We start from the raw sequence: 24,786 nt of genomic DNA, 5'->3' as shown, positions 1-24,786 counted from the left end.
ATACGTATGGGGTTCAAGAACTGCTTTTCCAATATACCGGCCAAGGTCTGCCGCTTTGTAGGTGCCATGGTGGCAGTGACCACATTCTTGCTGCCAGGATTAACCGCTGCGCAAGAGGCGCCCCAATTAACGCTTCAGCGTGTCAAGCTCAACGCCGGCATGTATGTGATTGACGCCCAACTGGCAGTAACACCCCAGCAGCGCCAGATTGGCTTGATGCAGCGCAAGGACATGCCTCAGCATGAAGGCATGCTCTTTGTGTTTGAACAAGCCACCGAACAATGCTTCTGGATGAAAAACACGCTGCTGCCCCTGACCGCTGCCTTTGTGGCCGATGACGGCACGATCGTGAACACGGCGGATATGAAACCTGAAACCACTGATTCGCACTGTTCAGCCAAGCCGGTTCGCTATGTCCTGGAAATGAACAAGGGATGGTTCGCCAAAAAAGGCATCAAGCCGGGCAGCAAGTTGTCAGGGACGATGTTTGAGGGTCAGCGCTGAACCACGCACATTGAGAGCCAGCGCAGCAAAAAGCCGACGTTGCGTCGGCTTTTTGCTGGCTAACCAAGGTCAGTCTTTAAGCATCGAATATCAGGAAAAGTTGCTTTCGGCAAATTCCCAGTTCACAAGGCTGGAGAGGTAAGTTTCAACAAACTTGGGGCGCTGGTTGCGGTAATCAATGTAATACGCATGTTCCCATACGTCGACCGTCATAAGGGCCTTATCGCCTGTGGTCAGCGGGGTACCTGCGGCGCCAGTGTTAACAATGTCCACGGTGCCGTCAGCTTTTTTCACCAGCCAAGTCCAGCCTGAGCCGAAATTGCCGACAGCGGACTTGACAAAGGCCTCTTTGAACGCTGCGTAGGAACCGAATTTTGCATTGATGGCTTCAGCCAGCGCACCACCTGGCTCGCCGCCGCCTGCAGGCTTCATGCAACTCCAGAAAAATGTGTGGTTCCATATCTGGGCGGCATTGTTGTAAACGCCACCACTGGATTTCTTGACGATCTCTTCGAGCGTCATCGACTCGAACTCGGTGCCTTTTTGCAGGTTGTTGAGGTTCGTGACGTAGGCGTTATGGTGCTTTCCATAATGGTACTCAAGGGTTTCCTGGCTGTATTGCGGAGCCAGTGCGTCCATGGCATACGGCAGCGGGGGGAGCGTGTGTTCCATATTTTCCTCGTGGGGTTGATGAGATGTCCATTGACATTCAAAGGACATTGTAAAAACTAAATCAGCCGCCGTGCAGCGACCGTCAAATCGACCTGCCCATCGGCAAGGATAGCGCGCACCGGCTGGCCGGGATGAATGGCTTTCACGCTGGTGATGGCATGCCCTTCAAGGTCGGCAATCCAGGCATATCCACGCTGCAGTACCAGATGCGGATCCAGCATGTCAAGCCGCAGTTGGGCGCGTTCCAGACGATGCTGGCAGTGTGTCAAACGGGTCGAAACCAGCTTTGGAAAATCATTGCCGAGGTTTTCCAACCGATACTTTTCCTTGCCCAGTGCCAATTCCATGGCGTGGCTGAGGCTTTGGGCGACAGTACCCAGTCTGCCGTGCTGACGCGTGATCAGATGCGAAGGCTGGCTGGCGCGTGCCGTTGCCCGGTCTATCCGCTGATTGGCCGCCTGTATTTGCCGGTCTACACCGTTTTGCAGGCGAGAAAAAGATTGTTCGAGTGCAGCCAGCCACGAAGTCTGCGGCTGTGCACACAGTTCGGCTGCCGCCGTGGGTGTTGGCGCGCGCACATCGGCACAAAAGTCCGCTATGGTGAAATCCGTTTCGTGCCCGACACCGCAAATCACCGGCATGGGCGAGACGATGATGGTCCGTGCCAGCAATTCATCGTTGAAAGCCCAAAGGTCTTCCATGGCGCCGCCGCCACGAACCAGCAGCAGCACATCGACCTGATCTGTTGCTTGCCGATTGGCCGCCTGGAGCAATGCGCTGCGCAGTTCTCCAGCAGCTTGCGCGCCCTGCACGCGGGCCGGATAGATCACCACGGGGATGTGCGGCACCCGGCGCTGCAAAGCCGTCACCACGTCATGCAGCGCAGCGGCGCCCAGCGACGTCACCACACCAATGGCACGCGGCATGACCGGCAACGGACGCTTTCGGGCGCTGGCGAACAACCCTTCTGATTCAAGCCGTGCCTTGAGTTGCAGAAATTGTTCGAATAAATTGCCTTGACCTGCCTGCTGCATGGATTCAACCACCAGTTGCAGTTCGCCCCGTGGCTCATAGACGCCCAGCCGGCCGCGCAATTCGACCAATTGACCATCACGCGGAGAAAAATCAAGTAGCCCCGCCGCTCGCCGAAACATGGCGCAGCGAATCTGCCCCTGCTCATCTTTGAGCGAAAAATAGCAATGCCCGCTGGAGGCGCGTGAAAAGCCGGACAGCTCGCCCTGTACCGCGACAGGATTAAACCGGCCTTCCAGGCTTTCGGCAATGGCACGCAGCAACGAGCCGACTGGCCAGATGCGCACGCCCACTGCAGACGAAGGGGCCTGCAGGTTTTCGCGCAAAGGGTAAGCATCAGCCACAGCAATCTCCAGAAATGTCTAAAAAATCAGTAGTCCACAGGTGGAGAAAAGTAACTCGGTGCTTATAAGGCACCCGTGGAGAAGTCCAATTAATGGTGCAACCCATTGATTTAAAAAGAAAAAATGCTGCCTAAATTTTCATCGTTTTATCGAAATGACGGGCTGGCGCGGCTTTGGACAAGATCAGCACAGACTTACTCACAAAGTTATCCACAGATTTTGTGCGTTAAATGATTCGCGTATTAAGCCTGGCTACAATCGATTACAGGATGCCACAAATGATTTTCTGACACTGGCGCTGCGCCATAATCCAGCACCCTTATCTGTCTGGAGATCCGCATTGTTTTCGATCATACAAGCAGCTGGCTGGCCCATCTGGCCTCTGCTGGCATGCTCCATCGTTGCGCTGGCACTGGTCATTGAGCGTTTCTCCAGCCTGAAAACCATGAAGATTGCGCCGCCCAAATTGCTCGTTGAAGCCATGGTGGTTTCGAGAACCAACCTTCCACCACCGGAAGTAGTGCTGAAACTGGAACAGAATTCGCTGCTTGGCGAGGTGCTGGCCAGCGGTTTGCGTGCACTTGGCGCCAATCCCCGCATCAGCGAAGCCGATCTTCGTTCTACTCTGGAAGGCGCGGGCCGGCAGGCGGCGCACAAACTTGAGCGTTACCTCGCCGCTCTGGCCACCATTGCGTCAGCAGCTCCCTTGCTCGGCCTCTTGGGCACCGTCATTGGCATGATTGAGATTTTTGGTGCCCAGTCTGGCAATGCAAGCAGCGCTGGCGGTGGCAACCCGGCGCAACTCGCGCAGGGAATATCGATCGCGCTGTACAACACTGCATTCGGCCTGATAGTTGCTATTCCAGCGCTGATCTTTTGGCGTTATTTTCGTGCCCGTGTGGATGGCTATCTGTTGTCGATGGAACTGGCAGCCGAACAGTTCGTACGCCATCTGAACCGATTGCGCAAATGAACTTTCGTCCCCGCGCGCGTCCCGAGCCAGAAATCAACCTGATTCCTTTCATCGATGTGCTGCTGGTGGTGCTCATCTTTTTGATGCTATCGACCAGCTACAGCAAATTCACCGAGCTTCAGGTCAGACTGCCAGCTGCCGACGCTGAACAAATGCGAGACCACCCGAAAGAAGTCATTGTGGCCGTCAGCAGCGACGGGCGTTACATGGTGAACCAGGCGCTGGTCGATGGCCGAGGAATCGAGTTGCTGGGTGCCGCCCTGACACAGGCGGCCAAGGCTGGAAAGGACAGCGTTATTGTTATCAGCGCGGATGCGAGTGCCACGCATCAGGCCGTTATCACCGTGATGGAAGCTGCGCGGCGCCAGGGACTAACGCAGATCACCTTCGCCACACAGGGAACGTCACCGTCAGGTGCCAGATAGGCTTGCAGACCTTGGCCTTCAGACACAACATGGCAGCGGCGTGAAAGATATTCTTTTGCGCGCTTGGCGCACGCGTGGCTGGCTGGCCTGTCTGCTCTGGCCGGTGGCGCAAGTTCACCGCCTTATGGTCAGATTGCGCTGGATCCTGTACCGGCAGGGCATTTTTAAATCCGTGCGCTTTGACATACCAATCATCGTGGTGGGCAACGTTGTCGTGGGAGGTGGGGGGAAAACTCCTCTGGTTATGGCGTTGGTTCGGCATCTTCAGGAACAGGGGCTACAGGTCGGCGTGGTTTCGCGCGGCTACGGGCGCGCCGGCCGGGACAGCCTGGAAGTTACGCCGAATACTGCAGTCGAGGCATCAGGGGACGAGCCTGCGCTTATCCAGCGTGCAACAGGCGCTCCTGTTTTTGTAGCAAATAAGCGAACCGTCGCCTTGCATAATTTGCTGGCGGCTTATCCTCAAACGGAAGCTGTTGTGTGCGACGACGGCCTGCAGCACTACGCCTTGCAGCGCGACATTGAAATTGCAGTGTTCGATGACAAGGGCGCAGGAAACGGCTGGTTACTCCCCGCCGGTCCGCTGCGCGAGGCGTGGCCCGGGCGTCTTGGCCAGGGCATTGATTTGGTTCTGCACACCGGCCAGAAAGCTGCGTTTGACGGCTACACCTCAAGGCGCCGACTGGCCAACCATGCGCTGGATGCCAATGGCACTCGTCTGGCAATCACGTCGTTGACGCACCAGCCGTTGGTTGCACTTGCAGGTATTGCCAATCCTGAAGGGTTCTTTGACATGCTCAGGGGACGCGGGCTTACGCTAGAAAAAACTTTTGCATTTCCCGACCACCATGACTTCAAAAAGGCCGATCTGGAGCCACTGGCAGACCGAATTGTCCTCTGCACGGAAAAGGATGCCGTCAAGCTGTTCGCCCTTTCAATGCCCTCGGGGCTGCAGGTGCTGGCAGTTCCGCTTGAATTCTCGCCCGAGCCCGCGTTCCTCGATGCGCTGGATGTGCTGCTGAGACCCCTGCTTTCTCAATTACCATCAAGCCATGGACACCAAACTCATTGCATTGCTGGTCTGCCCCGTGACCAAGGGTCATCTTGAATACAACCGCGAAAACCGTGAACTTGTTTCGCGCAGCGCACGCCTTGCCTATCCGGTACATGATGGAATTCCGGTCATGCTGGAAAGCGAGGCACGGCCGTTGACAGATGAAGAGCTTGGCCTCTAATCAGGCATGAGCTTTACCGTCCTCATCCCGGCGCGCCTGGCATCCACGCGCCTGCCCAACAAACCGCTGGCAGATATCAACGGTTTGCCGATGGTGGTCCGCGTGGCGCAGCGCGCGCTGCAAAGCAGTGCGCTGAATACCGTCGTTGCTGCTGACAGCGCAGAAATCATTGCGCAATGCGAAGCCTTTGGCATCCAGGCTGTGCTCACCCGCGTTGATCACCCAAGCGGCAGCGATCGGCTTGCAGAAGCCTGCGACTTGCTGGGCTTGGCCGACGACGATATCGTGGTCAACGTTCAGGGTGACGAGCCGCTGATAGACCCGGCCCTAGTCGACGCGGTGGCTGGTCTGCTGCAAAGCCGTCCCGACTGTGCCATGGGAACTGCGGCGCACTTCATCGATGATCTGGCCGATTTTCTCAACCCCAATGTTGTCAAGGTCGTACTGGACATGCAACAGACAGCCATGTATTTCAGCCGCTTACCCATTCCTGCTGCGCGCGACCTGGCCGGCCAGACGTGGTGGGAACAAGGCCGGTTTCCCCGGCCGTTGCGTCATGTCGGAGTCTATGCCTACCGGGTCGGGTTTTTGCGCCTTTTTCCCCAGTTGAGCCAAGCGCCCATGGAGCAGCTGGAGTCGCTGGAACAATTGCGTGCCTTGTGGCATGGCTACCGGATAGCTGTTCACATCACCGAGCAGGCACCAGGCGCTGGCGTGGATACTCCAGAGGATCTGGAACGTGTTAGGCGCCTGACGGCTTAAAAGCCGTATCCAGCGTCATTTGTGTAAGCTTTTGGCAGGGATGCGCATGATATCCTAGGCCGCAAAATTGTCAGGCCAAAAAAATACGGTCAGCACGGCAATAAGCAAAACGACAAAGGGCCAATCGGCCCGTCAAATCTTCGGTTTGGCTTGCAGAATTCACAATAATCAGAGGACTTTCATGAGACTTATTTTGTTGGGCGCTCCAGGTGCGGGCAAAGGCACCCAGGCCACGTTCATTTGCCAGAAATACGGCATTCCACAAATTTCCACAGGTGACATGCTTCGGGCTGCGGTCAAGGCAGGGTCCCCGTTGGGTGTCGAGGCCAAAAAGGTCATGGATGAAGGCGGTCTTGTCAGCGATGACCTGATCATCAACCTGGTCAAGGAACGCATTACCCAGCCTGACTGTGCCCAGGGTTTTCTGTTCGACGGTTTCCCGCGCACCATTCCCCAGGCCGATGCCATGAAGGCAGCCGGTGTAAAAATCGATTACGTGCTCGAAATCGACGTGCCGTTTGAAGCCATCATTGAGCGCATGGGCGGCCGCCGATCACACAGTGCTTCAGGCCGCACCTACCATGTCAAGTACAACCCTCCAAAGGTCGAAGGCCAGGACGACGTGAGCGGTGAGCCGTTAATCCAGCGCGAAGACGACAAGGAAGAAACCGTCGCCAAGCGGCTTGAGGTGTATAGCGCCCAGACACGCCCGCTGGTGGCCTACTACTCCGGCTGGGCAGAAGCTGCATCCGAAGAAGCACCAAAATACCGCGTTATCAGCGGCACGGGCAGTGTTGAAGAGATAACGGAAAGGGCCTTCAAGGCGCTCTCGGACTGAACAGGTTTATACGCCGGACAAGCCATCCCCCAGGATGGCTTTTTTTATGCACTCTTGGAAGTTGAATATCTTGCTTCTTCATTGATCAGAGCGAGCATCAATGCGATCCTGGCCTTGACTGGACTGAGCCCCTGAGAATCTTCAATCGCGTTGGCTGAAAGAGGCAAAATGGGGCCATCAAGGCAACGCGTAGCGCGCACAACCCGAACCCCGGCCCTCTGCGCATCTATCAAACCGGCTTGCAGGTCCTCATGCACCGTGCCGTTGCCGGTTCCCGCCACTACCAGTCCCCGCAAGCCCTGACTGACCAATGCCTGAACCATGAGCGCGTTCGCGCCTGCATAGCTCATGACAATCTCGACACGCGGCCAGCTTGATATTTTTTCAATAGCAAAATAGTCAGCACCTGTCTGCCGAACTGGCCAATTTCTTAGCAATCTGAGTTGGCCTTCCTCAACATAGCCGATGGGACCAGCGTCACCTGAACTGAAAGCGTCGAGCTTGTAGGGATGCACTTTTTGCACATCAAGCGCACTGTGCACAGTTCCGGCACAGACAGCCAGTACGCCACAAGCGCCTGGATGCCTGGCAACGGCCACGGCATCCATCACGTTTTGAGGACCGTCAGGCGTCAGCGCGGTGGCCGGGCGCATGGCGCAGGTAATCACTACAGGCTTGGTTGGCTGGCATGTCAATTGCAAGAAATAAGCCGTTTCCTCAAGCGTGTCCGTTCCATGTGTGATGACGATGCCCTGCACATCATCATCCGCAAGAAAATGGCGTACACGCGCCGCGAGTCTCGCCCAGACTTCAAAGCTCATATCCTTGCTGTCAATCTGGCTCACCTGCTCGCTGATGATCAAGCCGCTTGCAGAAAGCGCGGGAATGGCTTCGAGCAGTTGCTCGATACCTACCTGCGCAGCGGTATAGCCGATGTTGTCGGTGGCGTTATCCGCCTTCCCGGCAATGGTTCCGCCAGTTCCCAAAATGACCAGTTTTCGATGTTTCATAAGATTTAGTTGCTTTTTTATAAAGGCTGTATGAAAATACAGTTACTGGCGATTCATACAGCCATCATGGATTTTTCGAAATTTTGATCTGAGCCAAGTCCCGCTTTAACCCAAGGCCCACAGCTTATGCGCACTTTCAATGATTTTTCCGCTCTGCCGGCTGACAAACCCAAATTGACAGCCCGGCAGACCCAAATTCTGGAATTGATTCAGACCGCCATTGCCCAGACAGGCGCGCCTCCTACCAGGGCGGAAATTGCTGCCCAACTCGGCTTTCGTTCACCCAATGCTGCCGAAGAGCACTTGAAGGCTCTAGCAAAAAAGGGGGTCATCGAACTCGTCAGCGGCACCTCGCGAGGCATCCGACTTCGGACCGATGCATTGCGGGCCTTGAACGAATCGCGGAGAGAACCCTTTTTAAGGGCTCCTGATCGGATTGCCCAGTGGGCCCTGCCGCTTGTAGGCCGGGTGGCTGCAGGAAGCCCGATCCTGGCGCAGGAACACATCGAACAGACCTACTTTTTTGAAAGCTCCCTGTTTGATCAGAAACCAGACTATCTGCTCAAGGTGCGCGGCATGAGCATGCGCGATGTGGGCATCATGGAGGGCGACTTGCTGGCCGTGAAACAGGCTCGGGAAGCCCAAAACGGACAGATCGTAGTCGCACGGCTCGGTGACGAGGTCACCGTCAAACGCTTTCACCGCAATCAGCATCTGATCGAACTGCTGTCAGAAAATCCCGACTTCAAACCCATTGTGGTCCATCCTGGCGAACCTTTCGAGCTTGAAGGGCTGGCTGTCGGCTTGATCCGCGGCAAGTTTTCGATGTAGTACAGCTTGTCTTTCTGGGCAGTGTTCCGACAAAGCCCGCTGTCAACGGTAATGACAGCAAAACTGCCGCCTTTTATTGAAAATATCCGCCTTTCCATTTGGCAGACCCCTGCTCGCTTGTATCCAACCTTTATCAACTGGAGCTCTTCATGCGAATCATCAGCTTTTCACCTGCCCCCATGCAAGCCTTCTGGACGGCACCAGTTCAGACGCTGGTGCCATGGATCACCCGGCTCAGGGATTCGTTCGCACACAGCACCGTTAGATCCAGGGCATTGGGGTCGGCAGGTGCAACACAGTCTTCTTTTAGGCCTCGAACGGCGTCGGCAAGCAATGACGCATGTTTCAAAATACGTCCTGATATTGCCGAATCAACGTGCATTCCCATGCCACATGTATCGCCGCGCAGCGTGTTGCGGATCATTCGTGAATCAGATGCAAACATTCGGCCTGATTGCGCGGGACGAATGGTCATCTCAGGGCGAATGGCCGATGTCTGCGCTGAACTTGACCGCATGGCATTGCAAGCGGCGCACTCTGTGGCGGATTGATGGTTTTTCCAGTGTTGGTCCAAATCGATCAGCATTCTCACAACGAAATAGAACCAGTCTGCCAGCCACGTGCGTAGTACCCTGGCATTAACACGAAACCAGCAAACAGCCTATTCCAAGGGAGAGCGGGTAATCTTCAAAAAACAGGGTTCTTGAAGGCACAATATCTGCATGAATATTGTGATTCTTGATGATTACCAGGACGCAGTGCGAAAACTCGCCTGCGCGGCCAAGCTCGAAGCCTATCCTGCCAAGGTGTACACCAACACTGTCAAAGGCGCTGGCCAGCTGTCGGTCCGACTGAGGGACGCCGACGTGATCGTTCTGATCCGCGAGCGCACCCACCTGACCCGCCAGGTGATTGACAAGCTGCCCAAGCTCAAGCTGATTGTCCAGACGGGCCGGATCGGCACCCATGTCGATGTAGCGGCCTGCACGGAGCGCGGCATTGCGGTGGCAGAGGGCACGGGCTCTCCAACTGCGCCAGCAGAGCTGACCTGGGCGCTGGTCATGGCAGCCATGCGCCGCATTCCGCAGTATGTGTCGCACCTTAAGCATGGTGCGTGGCAACAATCAGGGCTGAAATCAGCGTCCATGCCGCCTAATTTTGGCCTCGGAAGCTTGCTAAAAGGCAAGACACTGGGGATCTGGAGCTACGGCAGGACCGGCCAGCTGGTGGCCGGCTACGGGCGGGCATTCGGCATGCGGGTAATCATCTGGGGTAGCCCGGCCTCGCGAGAACGCGCCCAAGCCGACGGATTTGAAATTGCACCCAGCAAGATCGAGCTTTTCAAGCAATGCGATGTACTGAGTTTGCATCTGAGGCTTGGAGAAGAAACGACCGGCATTGTCACACTGGAAGACATGTCGCGCATGAAGCCGACCGCCTTGCTCGTCAACACGTCACGCGCTGAGCTGATCGAACCCGAAGCATTGATTGCCGCGCTCAACCGGGGACGTCCCGGCATGGCGGCAATCGACGTGTTTGAATCGGAGCCTATCCTGCAGGGGCATGCCCTTTTGCGGCTGGAGAATTGCATCTGCACGCCACACATTGGTTATGTAGAGCAGGACAGCTACGAGATGTATTTTGGCGCTGCCTTTGACAACATCATCAATTTCATCAAGGGTACGCCGACGAATATCGTCAATCCGGGCGCACTGCAAGTCAGGCGCTAGCCCCTGTCATTGCTCCGTTCAATCTTTCTATCCAGTCAATCAACCATGCAAACACCTTTTTACCAAACAGTCGGCATCGTGGGCACGGGCGCCATGGGACGGGGCATTGCCCAGATTGCCGCACAGGCCGGCAGCACTGTCAAACTGATGGATGCTCAAGCGGGCGCTGCGCAGAAAGCGCGCGAGGCGCTGTGTACCCAGTGGGACCGGATGCATGAAAAAGGACGCATCGGCGCCGACATTGCGCAGGCTCACAAAGCCCGGGTTCACATCGCGGACAGGCTCGCCGACCTGTCCGACTGCGACCTGGTCATCGAAGCCATTGTTGAGCGACTGGACAGCAAAAAAGCGCTGTTCGATGAGCTCGAAGCCATCGTTCGGGTACAAACCGTGCTGGCAAGCAATACATCGTCGCTCTCTGTCACGGCGATTGCAGCCGGCCTCAAGCACCCAAACCGCTTTGCCGGCTACCACTTTTTCAATCCGGTGCCGCTAATGAAGGTGGTGGAGGTCATAGCTGGCCTGAAGACCGATGCCGAGACCTGCCATGGACTGAGCGAATATGCGCGCCAGATCGGCCACACGCCGGTGCAGGCGCAGGACACACCGGGCTTTATCGTCAACCACGCCGGCCGCGGCTACGGCACCGAGGCATTGCGCATTGTCAGCGAAGGCATTGCCGATTTCGCCACCATCGACCGCATCCTTCGGGACCAGGCTGGCTTCAGGCTCGGTCCATTCGAGCTGATGGACCTGACCGCGCTGGATGTGTCGCATCCGGTGATGGAATCCATTTATCACCAGTATTATCAGGAAGACCGATACCGGCCCAGCGTCATCACCGCGCAGCGCCTGGCGGGTGGCCTGCTGGGACGCAAGACTGGCGAAGGCTTTTACCGCTACGAAGGTGGTACGGCCCAAGTCCCTGCCGAAATGCCTGTTCCTGAAGTGACTGAAATGCCACCCGTCTGGGTCTCACCCAAGGCAGCACGGCGATCGGAACTTCTGCAGTTGCTGAAAAACCTTGGGGCCCATATCGAGACTGGACTCTCGCCTTCTCCACAGGCACTGACGCTGGTAGCACCTCTCGGATTCGACATCACCACGGTTGCTGTCGTCGAGCGCCTGGACCCGGCGCGCACCGTAGGCATCGACATGCTGATCGATGATGCCGCCACCAAGCGCCGCGTGCTGGCCACGAACCCGGCCACGCGCATCGATATGCGCGATGCGGCGCATGCGCTGTTTGCGCGCGACGGCAAGGCGGTCAGTGTGATCCGCGACAGTGGTGGCTTTGTGACGCAGCGCGTGGTGGCCACCATCGTCAATATTGCCAGTGACATTTGCCAGCAGGGCATCTGCACCCCGAAAGACCTGGAAACCGCCGTTACGCTGGGGCTGGGTTACCCCATGGGCCCACTTGCCATGGGTGACCGTTATGGACCGACCAATATTCTGGAAGTGCTGTTCAACCTGCAAACTGTGTACGGTGACCAGCGCTACCGGCCCTCGCCCTGGCTGCGTCGCCGGGGAGCCATTGGCCTAAGCCTGATGCACGAGGAAAGCTGACATGTCCGGCGCATTGAAAAGTACCTGTGAAAGTGGCACGCTGATCCTGACGCTGAGCGATCCGGAGCACAAGAACGCGCTTGGCCCAGACATGTACGCCGCAGGCATCGAGGCGCTGAACGCCGCTGAGAACAACCCGGAAATCCGCAGCGTGGTGATCACTGGCGAAGGCAACATGTTTTGTGCTGGCGGTAATTTGCTTCGATTACAAGCCAACCGGCGCCTGCCATCCGAAGTGCAAGCTCAAAGCATTGAAGCGCTGCACAACTGGATTGAAGCCATTCGCACCTATCCCAAGCCGGTCGTTGCGGCGGTCGAAGGGGCGGCCGCTGGTGCGGGCTTTTCCCTGGCACTGGCTTGCGATTTCATAGTCGCCGCCGACAACGCCGTGTTCGTCATGGCCTACAGCACCGTGGCCTTGTCGCCTGATGGCGGCGGCAGCTGGAGCCTGGCGCGCGCTCTGCCACGCGCCCTGGCCAGTGAACTGCTCATGGGGGCCGAGCGCATCAGCGCCGATCGACTGCATCAGCTGGGCCTGGTCAACCGCGTCACAGCAGCCGGCGGTGCGATCGGTGAAGCGCTGGTATTGGCCGCACGGCTCAATGCCCGCGCGCCCAATGTGCTGGCCAGCATCAAGGACCTGATCAATGACGCAGCGGCCAACACCCTGAGCCAGCAACTGGACAGCGAACGCAACCATTTCGTGCGCAACCTGCACCATGCCAATGGCGGTGAAGGGATTGAGGCGTTTTTAAAAAAACGCCTGCCGCACTACCGCTGACATATCTCCTGATTTGATGACTCCTGATTCGATAGCTGCTGAAGCATAACCAGCATGCGCTAAATGCTTATTGTGCTTAAATAAGAATTTTCTAATTAGCCACCAGCGTGATGACCAGTATTCCAACTTTGCTGGATTTTGGGCATGCCTTATCGTGCATTCGGCAAAAACTTTCCTGATGTAGCCTGCATGATTCCCGCTTGAAACCGACTGTTGCCTTACCGGCAATGAGATATCGATTCGACACCGTAGCAATTGCAATCAACTTCGCCGCAGGTCGCTAAAGCGACAATGCCAATTTTTGTTAGTCACCCAAAAGACAGACCATGGACGATCCTATTCTTACGATAGACGAAAGAGCGGCCATCAACAGCGGCCGTTGGTTCTCATCCCTCTCACCCTCCCTGAGGCACGACATTCTCCGATGCGCATATGTCAAACGATTCAAAGACGGCGACCTGATTGCGGCGCGCGGCGATCCGCCGGAAGAATGGATTGCATGCGCCTTGGGCGCGGTGCGCGTCAGTTCAACCTCGATTTCCGGCAAGCAGGTGACGCTGACGTATGTCGAGCCGGGAATCTGGTTTGGCGACGTGGCGATTTTCGACGGCGAACGCCGGACCCACGATGCCTATGCGCATGGCGTTACCACGATCTTGTGCGTGGCGCGCGCCGATCTGCGAAAAATATTGACGCAGCACGTCGAACTCTACGAAGCATTGCTGCGCCTGCACGCTCGGCGCATCCGCCAGTTGTTTGGCTTGGTCGAGGACCTCAACACCCTGCCTTTGCGGGCAAGGCTGGCCAAGCAGTTACTGCACCTGGTGCGCAGCTACGGCGTTCCCAGTCTGGCCAATGGAAGCGATACCCGCATCAGCCTGCAGTTGGCGCAGGAAGAACTGGCACAGCTGCTGGGCGCCTCACGCCAGCGCGTAAACCAGGAACTCAAGGCCATGGAACGCGAGGAAGCCATCCGCATCGAGCCGGGTGGCCTGGTGGTGCGCAACCGCCAGACACTGCTGCGTATTTCAGAAGCGGATGCCGACAAATAACCAGAACTGCCCCAAGGAATCCAGCCCCATGAGTAATTTTGACCATTTCATCGGCACCCGTGCCGTCACCGCCGGACAAGCTTTTGACACTGAAGCGCTGGGTACTTACTTGAATACGCATCTGAACGGTTTTAAAGGCCCGCTGAATGTCGAAATTTTTAAAGGCGGTCAGTCCAATCCAACCTACAAACTGATCACACCGCATGCCAGTTACGTGATGCGCGCCAAGCCCGGCCCGGTCGCCAAGCTGCTGCCATCGGCACATGCGGTCGAGCGCGAATTCAAGGTCATGCAGGGTTTGCAAGGCACGGCGGTTCCAGTGCCACGAATGTTCTGCCTGTGCGAAGACGAATCGGTCATTGGCCGGGCTTTTTACGTCATGCAGTTTGTCGAAGGGCGTGTACTGTGGGACCAGTCCCTGCCCGGCATGACGCCCCTGCAGCGCGGCGAAATCTATGACGAGATGAACCGCGTCATCGCGGCCTTGCACAAGGTCGATTTTGCCGAACGCGGTCTGGCCAGCTACGGCAAGCCCGGCAACTACTTCGAGCGCCAGATTGGCCGCTGGAGCAAGCAGTACCAGGCATCCGTCACCCAGCCCATTCCAGAAATGGACAGCCTGATGCAGTGGCTGCCTGCAAACATTCCTGCCAGCGCTCGTGATGAAGGCATGGTGTCCATCGTGCATGGCGACTTCAGGCTTGACAACCTGCTGTTTGACCCTACCCAGCCCCAGGTACTGGCGGTGCTGGATTGGGAACTGTCCACCCTGGGTCATCCGCTGGCCGACTTCAGCTACCACTGTATGGCTTGGCACATTCCGCCTGGCACCTTTCGCGGCATTGGCGGGCTGGATGTTGCGAGCCTGGGCATTCCGACCGAAGCTCAATACATCGCCAAGTATTGCGAGCGCACCGGCCTGACCACACCCGAGGCGCTCAAGGCAGACTGGAACTTTTACCTTGCCTACAACCTGTTTCGCCTGGCCGCCATCCTGCAGGGCATTGCCAAGCGCGTTGAAGCCGGCACTGCATCCAGCGCACAGGCAGTCAGTTCTGCCGCCGGCGCGCCAGTGCTAGCCAGGATGGCCTGGGATTTTGCGCTAAAGGCTCAAGCCTGACTGCGCACGGCCCAACACATCCACTGACCGACAAACCACCGTTTTTTTCCGCCAGCCTTTCTTTATAACAAGCAGCCCTTTCAGGAGATATTCATGGACTTCGACTACACCCCCAAAGTAAAAGAACTTCAGGCGCGCCTGTTGAAGTTCATGGATGAGCATATTTATCCGAACGAAGCACGGTTTTTCCGTGAAATCGCTGAAAACCGGGCCAACGGCAATGCCTGGATTCCCACCACGCTGATCGAGGAACTCAAGCCCAAGGCGCGCGCCGCCGGGTTGTGGAACCTGTTCCTGCCGCAGTCGCCGCGTGCGCCCGAAGGCCTTTCCAATCTTGAATACGCACCGCTGTGCGAAATCATGGGCCGGGTGCCGTTTGCTGCTGAAGTCTTCAATTGCTCGGCGCCTGACACCGGCAACATGGAAACCATTGCCCGCTATGGCTCGGAAGCCAACAAGGACGAATGGCTGGACCCGCTGCTCAAGGGCGAAATCCGCTCGGCCTTCCTGATGACCGAGCCTGAAGTTGCCTCTTCCGACGCCACCAACGTGCAGTGCCGTATCGAGCGTGACGGTGACGACTATGTGATCAACGGCCTGAAGTGGTGGTCGTCCGGTGCGGGCGATCCGCGCTGCGCGGTGTACATCGTGATGGGCAAGACCGACCCCGAAGCCGGCCGCCATGAGCAGCAATCGATGATTCTGGTGCCGGCCAATTCGCCCGGCGTCACCGTGATCCGGCCCTTGACTGTTTTCGGCTACGACGACGCTCCGCATGGCCACATGGAAGTGCGCCTGACCAATGTCCGCGTGCCCGCCAGCAACCTGCTGCTGGGCGAAGGACGCGGCTTCGAGATTGCCCAGGGTCGCCTGGGCCCCGGACGCATCCACCACTGCATGCGCAGCATCGGCATTGCCGAGCGCGCGCTGGAGTTGATGTGCAAGCGGCTCAACAGCCGCATCGCTTTCGGCAAGCCGATTGCCCGCCAGTCGGTGTGGAGCGAACGCATTGCCGATGCGCGATGCATGATCGAACAAGCCAGATTGCTCACCCTGAATGCCGCCTACATGATGGACACCGTGGGCAACAAGGTGGCCAAGGCGCAAATTGCCATGATCAAAGTGGTCGCCCCCACCATGGCGTGCCAGATCATCGACTGGGCCATCCAGGCCCACGGCGGCGGCGGCGTGTCGGACGATTTCCCCCTGGCCTATGCCTACGCCAGCCAGCGCACACTGCGTCTTGCCGACGGACCGGATGAAGTTCACCGTGCATCGCTGGCCAAACTGGAACTGGCCAAGCACATGCTTCTTCCCGGTGAGGTCGAGATGCCGGTGACACGCGGCAGCTGATAACCCGAAGAATCTTTAACGGGCACATATTGCTATTTTTTATATAGCAATATGTGCCCGTTCTGCATGCGCAAAAGGCATGAATCTTCACGTTTTTTTATTTCCAGCCCTCAAGTTGTGCGGTTTGCCGTGACCAATGATTTTTTCACTTCACGTAAAGTCGCTTGACGTCAATACACAAGGAAACTCCTGTGATCAATGTCTATTCCTGGCCCACGCCCAATGGCCACAAGGTTCATATCATGCTGGAGGAATGCGGCCTTCGGCTGGGGCGCGACTGGCAGGTGTTTCCGGTCAATATCGGCGCAGGCGACCAGTTCAAGCCCGAGTTCCTTGCCATCAGCCCTAACAACAAGATACCGGCGCTCATCGATCCGGACGGCCCCGATGGCAAGCCGATGTCACTGTTTGAATCAGGCGCCATCCTGCTTTACATGGCGTCGAAAACCGGGAAATTTTTGCCTAAAAGTGACCGGCTCAAGTTCCAGGTGCTGCAATGGCTGATGTTCCAGATGGGCAGCGTCGGGCCCATGCTCGGGCAAACCCATCATTTCCGAAAATACGCGCCCGAAAAGATCGACTACGCCGTCAACCGCTACACCAACGAAACCAGGCGCCTGTACGGCGTCATGGACAAGCAACTGTCCAAAAGCAAATTCATGGCCTGCAACCAGTACACGGTCGCCGACATCGCCATCTTTCCATGGGTGCGCAGCTGGGAAGACCAGGGCATCGACTGGACCGACTTTCCGCACCTCAAAGCCTGGTTCGACCTGGTCAGCGCCAGGCCGGCCGTCAAACGCGGTGTCGAGGTGCTTGCCGAATTGCGCAAACCGTTCCGGGATGACAAACAGCGCGAAGTCCTGTTTGGCAGCACGCAATACCAGAAGCGCTGAGGTGCTGCGATTGCGTTTTTTTTAATGCCATGCCGGCTTTCCAAACGACCCTTTTTCAGTACGGCCATCTGGATCATGGACGGGCGAGATAACCCTTTTGCACCGAGTCCTGCATGGCGACCCCGGTCCAATCAATTGGAAAATACAGTCGGATGACAGCGTATAAATTTTTTGTCTATCTTCTGGCCGGCTGGTCCGGTTTTTTTGTCATGGCGCTGGAACTGCTCGGAGGACGGGCGCTGGGGCCGTTCTTCGGGACCGGCATTTACGTATGGGGCGCCATCATCACGCTGTTCATGCTGTCGCTGTCCATTGGCTATCTGATTGGCGGATCGTTGTCCGCCCGTCGGCCGAGCGTGGAAAAGTTGAGCGCGATTTTGCTGCTGGCCATGCTGGCAGCGCTTCCGTGCGTGATGGCATCAACCCCCATTCTGGAGTTCATTTTTGACCATGTGGCTGATCCCCGCTATGGTGCGCTGTGCGCATCGGTCGCACTTTTCTTTCTGCCGATCACGGTGTCCGGCGCGGTGTCCCCTTATGCGGTCCGGTTACTGGTGGACGGCCTGGGAACCAGCGGACAGGTGGCGGGCAAAGTCTTTTTCGTATCGACCTTCGGCAGCATGCTGGGCACCCTGCTGACATCTTTTTACCTGGTGCTGTTGTTCGAGCTGGACCAGATTTTGTGGGGAATGATGAGCATTTCCTTTTTGATCGGCATGGCAGGGCTGGTGTTTCACCGGGGAAGGATCAAACATGCCTCGACTGCATGAATGGCTGATGGGCGCAGCCTTGGGATTGACGGCTGCTGCGGCGAGTGCGCAGGACATCTATCAGGAAAAATCCCTCTACCGCAATATTCTGGTGTATGAGGAGCAAGGCCTTCGCTGCATGAAGTTTGGTCGCCAGGGGACGGGTCGGCAAACCTGTATTTCACTGAAGAATCCTGACACGCTGGTACTGAACTACACCAGAATGCTGCTGGGCGCGCTTTACATCAAGCCCCAGCCGAAAAACATCCTGATCATCGGCCTGGGTGGAGGCAGCCTGCCCTCAACACTGAAAAAAATCGTTCCCCAGGCAAGCATTGAAACCGTCGAACTTGACCCGGCCGTGGCAAAGGTTGCAGAGCGCTTTTTTGATTTCAACCCTACCGAATCCAACCGTGTCGCCATTGAGGATGGACGGGTCTTTGTCAAGCGTGCGCAAAAGCTAGAAAAAAAGTACGACATTGTCATTCTTGATGCCTTTGACCATGTCTATGTCCCTGAGCACATGCTGACCCGGGAATACCTGCTGGAAGTCAAGTCATTGTTGGAAAAGGACGGCGTGCTGGCGGCCAACACGTTTTCATCGTCCAGGCTCTATGACGCCGAGTCCGCCACCTATGCCAGTGTGTTTGGCGGCTTTTACAACCTGAAGATTGAAAACCGTGTGATCCTGGCCACAAATGGCAACTTGCCGCCCATGGCGCAAATCCAGGCCAATGCAGGCCGGCTGGAGGCAAAGCTCAATCTTTTTGGAACAGGCAAGGAATGGCTGCTGCCCCTGTTTTCAACAAAAGTCGACTGGCCAGAGGACACCAGAATCCTGACCGACCAATATTCACCCGCCAATTTGCTGAACAAAAGTGAAAATTCAAATCCATGGTGGAAATTATGGTGATTCGGCCATTCGTTTTAACAAGATACGGCCATTTTGCGTAGGCATTGATAAATGCATACATAGTGATCTGGTCTGCCCGGAGGGGATCGAACCCACGACCCTCAGCTTAGAAGGCTGATGCTCTATCCAACTGAGCTACGGACAGATATAAAAAAAGCCCACAACGTGAGCTTTTTTATTGATTGATGGTCGGAGTACAAGGATTCGAACCTTGGACCCCCTGGTCCCAAACCAGGTGCGCTACCAGACTGCGCCACACTCCGACAAGTTGATTATTATAGTCCGTAAAAATGCGCTGCTTTAAGAGACGACTAAAGATTTTTAATGCATCGCCTGACTTTTTCTGTCTTGGACAGGACAAGGAACTCAGTTCCAGCAGCCTTCATTACAAGGTGCGCCATGCACTTCCACTACACCGGACACATCAAAATGAAACTGAAAATCCTCGTCGGCAGCATGACTCACACGGCGGAGCATGTTGCGCAGGCCATTCAGATGGAAAGCGCGGACTTGGTAAGCGCTGTCGAGCTTGAACGGATGGACGGTCTGGACATTCAGGTCTTCGACGCTGAACAAGCTCCAGATACGCTCTTTCTGGTGTGCATTTCCACATATGGCGCGGGTGATGTTCCGGACAATGCACAACTGCTTTTCCAGTCACTGGACGCGCAAGCCCGCTATCTGGGCCATGTCCGTTATGGCGTGATTGCCTTGGTCGACAGCATGTCGCATTCGGAAACCTATGGCTTTGGCGGGATCCGCTTTGACGAACGATTGCAGGACCTGGGCGCCCAACGCCTTGGCGACATCTTATTTCTGGATTCAAGCGATGGCACACCGCCCGAGGCCAAGGCTGCCCAATGGTGCCGCGAGTGGCTGAAAGCCGCCACGCCGGGAGTCAGTGCGCCAGACAACACAGGCGATGGCGACTGAAAATACAGGCATCTGCGTCGTTGCATTGCCGCAGGTTATGCAAGACATGACGCATCCAAAGAGACTCACTTCAACTCCGCAAAGGCCCTGTTCTACGTGAATGTGCCCGCATGAAAAGCAAGTTTCACATAGAAAAAACCTGTATGAAAATACTTCACGACTAAACAATTTAATCTTGAAGCTCGGGTTTTACACTAGGCCGCATTGCCGCCAGTCGCTTTATATTCGATTCATACCTGTCACCCATCAAGGAATTGCATGTCTACTCGTCGTTTGGTCCTCACCCGCAGCGCTGCCCTGGTGGGCGCTGCCTCCACCGCACTGCTGATTCCCGGAATCGTACGGGCTCAGTCTGCCAAAGTGCGCGTGGGCTTCATGCTGCCTTACACAGGAACGTTCAGCCAGCTTGGCGTGGCGATTGAAAACGGCTTTCGCATGGCCATCAATGAGCAAGGCGGCAAGCTGGGCGGGCGCGAGATTGAATATTTCAAGGTCGATGACGAATCCGAGCCGTCAAAGGGAATCGAAAACGCCAGCAAGCTGGTTCAGCGCGACAAGGTCGATGTGCTGGTCGGCACTGTGCATTCGGGCGTGCAGATGGGCATCCAGAAGGTGGCCCGGGACAGCGGTGTGCTGTGCCTGATTCCGAATGCCGGCGTGCATGCCGCCACCCGCGCTCTGTGCGCGCCCAATGTGTTTCGCACATCCTTCAGCAATTCCCAGCCGACCCGGGCGCTGGGCAAGGTCATGATGGACAGGGGCCATAAAAGAGCTGTCTGGATCACCTGGAAGTACGCCGCCGGCGACGAAGCCTTTGAAGGCTTCAAGGAAAGCTACACGGCGGCTGGCGGCACCATCATCAAGGAACTCGGCGTGCCCTTCCCCAATGTTGAATTTCAGGCGCTGCTGACTGAAATCGCCGCACTCAAGCCTGACGCCGTGGCCTGCTTCTTTGCCGGCGGCGGTGCGGCCAAATTCATTCGCGACTATGCTGCGGCAGGTCTGAAGGACAAAATTCCGCTGTACGGCTCAGGGTTCCTGACCGAAGGTGTGCTCGACGCTGCTGGCCCGGCGGCCGAAGGAATTGTCACCACCATGCACTACAGCGATTCGCTCGACACCCCGCGCAACAAGAAATTCCGGCTGGACTACGTGAAAGCTTTTCGCAGCCAGCCCGATGTGTACGCGATGCAGGGCTACGACACGGGCCTGCTGCTCATCCAGGGCGCCAACGCCGTCAAGGGCGACCTGAGCGCCAAGCCCGCCCTGTACAAGGCACTCGAAAGCGCCACCATCGACAGCCCCCGTGGAAAATGGTCCATGAGCAAGGCGCACAACCCGGTGCAGGACATCTACCTGCGCGTTGTTGAAAACAATGAAAACAAGGTGATTGGCATTGCCGCCAAAGCCTTGGCCGACTCGGGCGCGGGCTGCAAGATGGCCTAGAAATGGCCCCCACGGTCGTTCACTGCGTGTAACTCCCTGCCCCCCGAGAGGGCCGCTGCGCCTGCGGTCTGGCAAAGCCAGTCCCGTGGCCCCTGCTTGCAGGGAAACGCCTTTTATCAAACGCTGCTCTGGACTTCTGTCATCCACATTTCACAATAAGCCTGCCGATGGATCTCGCCAATTTTTTCATCCAGCTGCTGAACAGCGTGCAGTACGGACTGCTGCTGTTCATGCTGGCGGCCGGCCTGACGCTGATCTTCGGCATCATGGGCGTGGTCAACCTGGCGCACGGGAGCTTTTACATGCTGGGCGCCTACCTGGCCTGGTCGCTGAGTGCGCAGTTTGGCAGCCTGAGCCTGGCGATTGTGGTCGGCGCAGCGCTGTCGGTGCTGTTTGGCCTGGCGCTGGAATGGCTGCTTTTTCGCCATTTCTATAACCGCGACCACCTGGACCAGGTGCTGCTGACCTTTGGACTGATCTATATTTTTGAAGAGATGCGCTCCATCCTATGGGGCGACGACGTGCATGGCGTGCCAATTCCCGAACTGCTGCAAGCCTCGATTCCGCTGACCGACAACCTGTCCTACCCGGTGTATCGCCTGTTCATGTCAGGCATTTGCCTGGCCCTGGCCGCTGGCCTTTATTTCCTGATTTCAAAGACCCGCCTGGGCATGAAGATTCGCGCCGGCGCCTTCAACCGCGACATGGCCGAATCGCTGGGCGTGAACATCAAGCTGATCCATGCGGTGGTGTTTGCGCTGGGTGTCGGACTGGCGGCAGTGGCGGGAATGATTGCCGCGCCAATCGCCAGCGTCTATCCCAATATGGGCTCGCAGGTGCTGATCATGTGCTTTGTGGTGGTGGTGATCGGCGGCATCGGCTCGGTGCGCGGCGCCCTGATCGCCGCGCTGCTGGTCGGCCTGGTCGATACCTTTGGCAAGGTGCTGCTGCCCCAGGTATCGGGCATGCTGGTCTATGTCCTGATGGCGGTCGTGCTGCTGTACAAACCTGAAGGCCTGTTCAAGCAATGATTCGCTCCAATCTTGAGATTTTGCCGCGCGGCGTGCAGGTCGCGCTGGCGCTGAGCCTGCTGGCACTGTTTGCGTTTCCTTTCACCAGCACCGACTACTACACCGAAATGGTCACGCGCATGATGATCATGGCGATTTTTGCCATGAGCCTGGACTTGCTGCAGGGCGTGACCGGCCTGGTGTCGCTGGGCCATGCCGCCTACTTCGGACTGGCCGGCTATGCACTGGCTTTCCTGACGCCCCCCGGCGAGCCGGTCAGCCTGTGGTGGACCTTGCCGGTGGCCGTGCTGGCGTCGGGGTTGGCCGCGCTGGTCATCGGCTTTTTCGTGGTGCGTACACATGGTATCTACTTCATCATGGTCACCATGGCGTTTGCGCAAATGGTGTTTTTCCTGTTCTTCGACAACAAGGCGCTGGGCGGCTCGGACGGGCTTTACATCAATTTCAGGCCCGACGCGGCGCTGTTCGGCTGGGTGCCGTTCGAACTGGACAGCAAGCGCACGCTTTACTACTTCACCCTGGCCGCCATGCTGGTGGTTTATGTGTTCTTGCGGCGACTGCTCTGGAGCCCGTTCGGCCGGGCGCTGGCGGGCATCCGCGTTAACGAGCACCGGATGCGGGCCATGGGTTTTCGCACCTTCCGCTACAAGCTCATGGCCTTCACGCTGGCGGGCAGCCTGGCCGGACTGGCGGGCTACCTCTGGGGAACGCAGACCGGCTATATCAACCCCGAACTGATGGGGTTTCAGATGAGCGCGCACACCATCATGATGGTCGTGCTCGGCGGCATGGGCAATATTGCCGGCGCCATCGTGGGCGCTTTTGCCTTTGAGTATTTGCTGCATGTCTTCAAGGACCTGCCGCAGGTCGGCAGCGTCAACCTGGGCAAGCACTGGCAGTTGTGGATGGGCCTGTTCATCGTGCTGCTGGTGACGTTCGCGCCGCGCGGTTTGCTGGGGCTTGCCGAGCGGCTGGGCAATGCAGGAAAGCGCAAGCCCGTCGTTCCTGATGATCAAAAGGAAGCGGCATGAGCGAAGTGCTTCTCAGCGCCAAAAACCTGACCAAGCGCTTTGGCGGGCTGGCAGCGGTTAACGACGTGTCCATCGACCTGATGCGCGGCCGCATTCATGCGGTCATCGGTCCCAACGGCGCCGGCAAATCCACGCTGACCAACCTGCTCTCGGGTGACCTGCCGCCGACCTCGGGCTCCGTCTTGCTGGGTGGGCAGGACATCACCGGCTGGAGCCCCGAAAAGATTTCGGCTAGGGGACTCGGGCGCAGCTACCAGAAAACCAATATTTTCCTGCCCTTCACGGTCTGGGAAAACGTACGACTGGCATCCCAGTCGCGCCAGCCAAACGCCTTCAAATGGTTTCATCGTGCTACTGATTTTTCAGCTATCAATGCACGCGCAGCAAGCGCCATCGAGCTTTCAGGCTTGAAAGACCGGGTGCACAGCGTTGCCGCCACGATCAGCCACGGCGAGCAGCGCCAGCTGGAAATCGCCATGACGCTGGCCACCCAACCGCAGGTGCTGATGCTCGACGAGCCACTGGCCGGCATGGGCGCGCAGGAGGCCGAACGCATGATCGAGCTGCTGCACCTGCTGAAAAAAGACCACGCCATGCTGCTGGTGGAACACGACATGGATGCGGTGTTCAGCCTGGCCGACCAGCTGACCGTGATGGTCAACGGCCAGGTCATCGCCAGCGGAACGCCCGCGCAAATCCGGCTGGACGCCGGCGTGCAGGCCGCCTATCTGGGCGAAGACATCGGGGAAGAAAACGCATGACATCGCCGCGCCTCAACCCACAGGAACTGCTGGTCAACGCCCGGCAGATCAACACCTATTACGGCGCCAGCCACATCCTGCGCGACGTGAGCTTCAGCGTGGCGCGCGGCGAGACCATTGGCCTGATGGGCCGCAACGGCATGGGCAAGAGCACCCTGCTCAAAAGCATCATGGGGCTGGTCAAGCCGCGCACCGGCTCGGTCGAGATTGCCGGACAAATGATGACCGGGCGTTCACCGTATGAAATTGCCCGCCTCGGCATGGCCTATGTTCCTGAAGGCCGGGGCATCTTCGGCAACCTGAGCGTGATGGAAAACCTGAAGATGGCTGCACGCGCCGGCACCCGGGGCCAGCGCGACTGGACCTATGAGCGGGTGCTGGACACCTTTCCCCGGCTGAAGGAACGGCTGGGCCACGGCGGTCAGCAGCTCAGCGGCGGCGAGCAGCAGATGCTGACCATCGGCCGCGCACTGATGACGAACCCGGACGTGCTGATCCTGGACGAGGCCACCGAAGGCCTGGCGCCGCTGATCGCCCGCGAAATCTGGCGCATTTGCCAACTGGTGCGGGACACCGGCATCAGCAGCGTTATCGTCGACAAGAACTGGAAACACGTCAGCCAGATCACCGACCGCAACGTGATTTTGGTCAAGGGCGAAGTGGTGTTTCAGGGCAGCTCCCAGGAACTGCATGACCAGCCCGAGTTGCTGCAGCAGTATCTGGGCGTCTAGCGGGCATTCCCCAGAATTGCAAAAACACGCGCCCTGCTTATGAGAGGGTTGACAGGTTTAAGCT

27 protein-coding genes and 2 tRNA genes are annotated in these 24,786 nt (G+C 57.4%); 23 read left to right on the top strand and 6 right to left on the bottom strand.

Annotated features, from left to right (window positions below):
* Positions 1 to 66: 66 nt before the first annotated feature.
* Positions 67 to 504, top strand: a complete 438-nt coding sequence (locus tag IWX87_RS14480; RefSeq protein WP_231374820.1) for a DUF192 domain-containing protein — start codon at positions 67 to 69, stop codon at positions 502 to 504.
* Between the two features lie 90 nt (positions 505 to 594).
* Here the strand turns inward: IWX87_RS14480 and IWX87_RS14475 are convergent, their stop codons facing one another.
* Together IWX87_RS14475 and xseA are read right to left on the bottom strand one after the other, a co-directional pair.
* Positions 595 to 1,176: a superoxide dismutase gene (locus IWX87_RS14475; protein ID WP_196864254.1), complete on the bottom strand. Its 582-nt coding sequence runs from the start codon at positions 1,174 to 1,176 to the stop codon at positions 595 to 597.
* Positions 1,177 to 1,232: 56 nt separating this feature from the next.
* Entirely contained in the window at positions 1,233 to 2,552 is a 1,320-nt protein-coding gene (xseA, locus tag IWX87_RS14470; RefSeq protein ID WP_280757519.1) for an exodeoxyribonuclease VII large subunit, read from the bottom strand.
* 340 nt (positions 2,553 to 2,892) lie between these two features.
* Between xseA and IWX87_RS14465 the strand changes: the two genes are divergently transcribed.
* The 6 genes from IWX87_RS14465 (at position 2,893) to adk (ending at position 6,785) form a co-directional block, all read left to right on the top strand.
* Entirely contained in the window at positions 2,893 to 3,525 is a 633-nt protein-coding gene (locus IWX87_RS14465) for a MotA/TolQ/ExbB proton channel family protein (RefSeq protein ID WP_196864253.1), read from the top strand.
* On the top strand, positions 3,522 to 3,950 hold the full coding sequence (locus IWX87_RS14460; RefSeq protein ID WP_196864233.1) for a biopolymer transporter ExbD: 429 nt from the start codon (positions 3,522 to 3,524) through the stop codon (positions 3,948 to 3,950). Before IWX87_RS14465 ends, IWX87_RS14460 begins: the two co-directional genes overlap by 4 nt.
* Positions 3,951 to 3,990: 40 nt before the next feature.
* A complete protein-coding gene (lpxK, locus tag IWX87_RS14455) occupies positions 3,991 to 5,058 on the top strand; it encodes a tetraacyldisaccharide 4'-kinase (protein ID WP_196864232.1) in 1,068 nt (355 codons plus the stop codon).
* On the top strand, positions 5,003 to 5,185 hold the full coding sequence (locus IWX87_RS14450) for a Trm112 family protein (RefSeq protein WP_196864231.1): 183 nt from the start codon (positions 5,003 to 5,005) through the stop codon (positions 5,183 to 5,185). Before lpxK ends, IWX87_RS14450 begins: the two co-directional genes overlap by 56 nt.
* A gap of 6 nt (positions 5,186 to 5,191) precedes the next feature.
* Positions 5,192 to 5,947, top strand: coding sequence for a 3-deoxy-manno-octulosonate cytidylyltransferase (gene kdsB / locus IWX87_RS14445; protein WP_196864230.1), 756 nt, complete (start codon positions 5,192 to 5,194; stop codon positions 5,945 to 5,947).
* Positions 5,948 to 6,128: 181 nt separating this feature from the next.
* Positions 6,129 to 6,785: an adenylate kinase gene (adk, locus tag IWX87_RS14440; RefSeq protein WP_196864229.1), complete on the top strand. Its 657-nt coding sequence runs from the start codon at positions 6,129 to 6,131 to the stop codon at positions 6,783 to 6,785.
* Between the two features lie 44 nt (positions 6,786 to 6,829).
* Here the strand turns inward: adk and IWX87_RS14435 are convergent, their stop codons facing one another.
* Positions 6,830 to 7,795, bottom strand: coding sequence for an asparaginase (locus tag IWX87_RS14435; RefSeq protein ID WP_196864228.1), 966 nt, complete (start codon positions 7,793 to 7,795; stop codon positions 6,830 to 6,832).
* 126 nt (positions 7,796 to 7,921) lie between these two features.
* Here IWX87_RS14435 and lexA point away from each other — a divergent pair, with 126 nt between their 5' ends.
* Entirely contained in the window at positions 7,922 to 8,626 is a 705-nt protein-coding gene (lexA, locus tag IWX87_RS14430; protein WP_196864227.1) for a transcriptional repressor LexA, read from the top strand.
* A gap of 205 nt (positions 8,627 to 8,831) precedes the next feature.
* Here lexA and IWX87_RS14425 read toward each other — a convergent pair whose 3' ends face one another.
* Positions 8,832 to 9,212, bottom strand: a complete 381-nt coding sequence (locus tag IWX87_RS14425) for a hypothetical protein (RefSeq protein ID WP_196864226.1) — start codon at positions 9,210 to 9,212, stop codon at positions 8,832 to 8,834.
* A gap of 136 nt (positions 9,213 to 9,348) precedes the next feature.
* Between IWX87_RS14425 and IWX87_RS14420 the strand changes: the two genes are divergently transcribed.
* The 9 genes from IWX87_RS14420 to IWX87_RS14380 all read left to right on the top strand — a co-directional run bounded on the left by IWX87_RS14420 (position 9,349) and on the right by IWX87_RS14380 (position 18,789).
* Positions 9,349 to 10,356 carry a D-2-hydroxyacid dehydrogenase family protein gene (locus IWX87_RS14420; protein ID WP_196864225.1) on the top strand — a complete coding sequence of 336 codons (1,008 nt, stop codon included), beginning with the start codon at positions 9,349 to 9,351 and terminating at the stop codon, positions 10,354 to 10,356.
* A 45-nt stretch (positions 10,357 to 10,401) separates the two neighbouring features.
* Complete coding sequence (locus tag IWX87_RS14415; protein ID WP_196864224.1) at positions 10,402 to 11,925, top strand: 3-hydroxyacyl-CoA dehydrogenase; 1,524 nt, start codon at positions 10,402 to 10,404, stop codon at positions 11,923 to 11,925.
* A gap of 1 nt (position 11,926) precedes the next feature.
* Positions 11,927 to 12,706: an oxepin-CoA hydrolase, alternative type gene (locus IWX87_RS14410; protein ID WP_196864223.1), complete on the top strand. Its 780-nt coding sequence runs from the start codon at positions 11,927 to 11,929 to the stop codon at positions 12,704 to 12,706.
* 326 nt (positions 12,707 to 13,032) lie between these two features.
* Positions 13,033 to 13,758, top strand: coding sequence for a Crp/Fnr family transcriptional regulator (locus IWX87_RS14405; protein ID WP_196864222.1), 726 nt, complete (start codon positions 13,033 to 13,035; stop codon positions 13,756 to 13,758).
* Positions 13,759 to 13,786: 28 nt separating this feature from the next.
* Complete coding sequence (locus IWX87_RS14400) at positions 13,787 to 14,878, top strand: phosphotransferase family protein (RefSeq protein WP_196864221.1); 1,092 nt, start codon at positions 13,787 to 13,789, stop codon at positions 14,876 to 14,878.
* 93 nt (positions 14,879 to 14,971) lie between these two features.
* A complete protein-coding gene (locus IWX87_RS14395; protein WP_196864220.1) occupies positions 14,972 to 16,231 on the top strand; it encodes an acyl-CoA dehydrogenase family protein in 1,260 nt (419 codons plus the stop codon).
* A gap of 191 nt (positions 16,232 to 16,422) precedes the next feature.
* Positions 16,423 to 17,127, top strand: coding sequence for a glutathione binding-like protein (locus IWX87_RS14390; protein ID WP_196864219.1), 705 nt, complete (start codon positions 16,423 to 16,425; stop codon positions 17,125 to 17,127).
* A gap of 152 nt (positions 17,128 to 17,279) precedes the next feature.
* The gene (locus IWX87_RS14385) at positions 17,280 to 17,897 is read left to right on the top strand and encodes a fused MFS/spermidine synthase (RefSeq protein WP_196864218.1); all 618 of its coding nucleotides are present in this window, start codon (positions 17,280 to 17,282) and stop codon (positions 17,895 to 17,897) included.
* Entirely contained in the window at positions 17,881 to 18,789 is a 909-nt protein-coding gene (locus IWX87_RS14380; RefSeq protein WP_196864217.1) for a spermidine synthase, read from the top strand. Before IWX87_RS14385 ends, IWX87_RS14380 begins: the two co-directional genes overlap by 17 nt.
* A gap of 68 nt (positions 18,790 to 18,857) precedes the next feature.
* Here IWX87_RS14380 and IWX87_RS14375 read toward each other — a convergent pair.
* Positions 18,858 to 18,934 (bottom strand) — tRNA-Arg (locus IWX87_RS14375).
* A 41-nt stretch (positions 18,935 to 18,975) separates the two neighbouring features.
* Positions 18,976 to 19,052: transfer RNA gene (locus IWX87_RS14370), tRNA-Pro, on the bottom strand.
* A 166-nt stretch (positions 19,053 to 19,218) separates the two neighbouring features.
* On the opposite strand from IWX87_RS14370, the gene IWX87_RS14365 reads away from it, so the two are divergent.
* From IWX87_RS14365 to IWX87_RS14340, 6 genes are all read left to right on the top strand, one after another.
* Positions 19,219 to 19,722, top strand: a complete 504-nt coding sequence (locus IWX87_RS14365) for a flavodoxin domain-containing protein (protein ID WP_196864216.1) — start codon at positions 19,219 to 19,221, stop codon at positions 19,720 to 19,722.
* A gap of 258 nt (positions 19,723 to 19,980) precedes the next feature.
* Positions 19,981 to 21,168, top strand: a complete 1,188-nt coding sequence (locus tag IWX87_RS14360) for an ABC transporter substrate-binding protein (protein ID WP_196864215.1) — start codon at positions 19,981 to 19,983, stop codon at positions 21,166 to 21,168.
* A gap of 167 nt (positions 21,169 to 21,335) precedes the next feature.
* Positions 21,336 to 22,199: a branched-chain amino acid ABC transporter permease gene (locus tag IWX87_RS14355; RefSeq protein WP_196864214.1), complete on the top strand. Its 864-nt coding sequence runs from the start codon at positions 21,336 to 21,338 to the stop codon at positions 22,197 to 22,199.
* The gene (locus IWX87_RS14350) at positions 22,196 to 23,230 is read left to right on the top strand and encodes a branched-chain amino acid ABC transporter permease (RefSeq protein ID WP_196864213.1); all 1,035 of its coding nucleotides are present in this window, start codon (positions 22,196 to 22,198) and stop codon (positions 23,228 to 23,230) included. Before IWX87_RS14355 ends, IWX87_RS14350 begins: the two co-directional genes overlap by 4 nt.
* A complete protein-coding gene (locus IWX87_RS14345) occupies positions 23,227 to 23,991 on the top strand; it encodes an ABC transporter ATP-binding protein (RefSeq protein WP_196864212.1) in 765 nt (254 codons plus the stop codon). The genes IWX87_RS14350 and IWX87_RS14345 overlap by 4 nt, the downstream gene beginning before the upstream one ends.
* The gene (locus tag IWX87_RS14340; RefSeq protein ID WP_196864211.1) at positions 23,988 to 24,722 is read left to right on the top strand and encodes an ABC transporter ATP-binding protein; all 735 of its coding nucleotides are present in this window, start codon (positions 23,988 to 23,990) and stop codon (positions 24,720 to 24,722) included. Before IWX87_RS14345 ends, IWX87_RS14340 begins: the two co-directional genes overlap by 4 nt.
* The last annotated feature ends 64 nt before the right edge of the window (positions 24,723 to 24,786 follow it).

Source organism: Polaromonas sp. CG_9.7, from assembly GCF_015752205.1.
GTDB lineage: Bacteria > Pseudomonadota > Gammaproteobacteria > Burkholderiales > Burkholderiaceae_C > Polaromonas.
The sequence above is the reverse complement of the archived record's forward strand: the minus strand, read 5'-3'. Positions and strand labels throughout refer to the sequence as shown.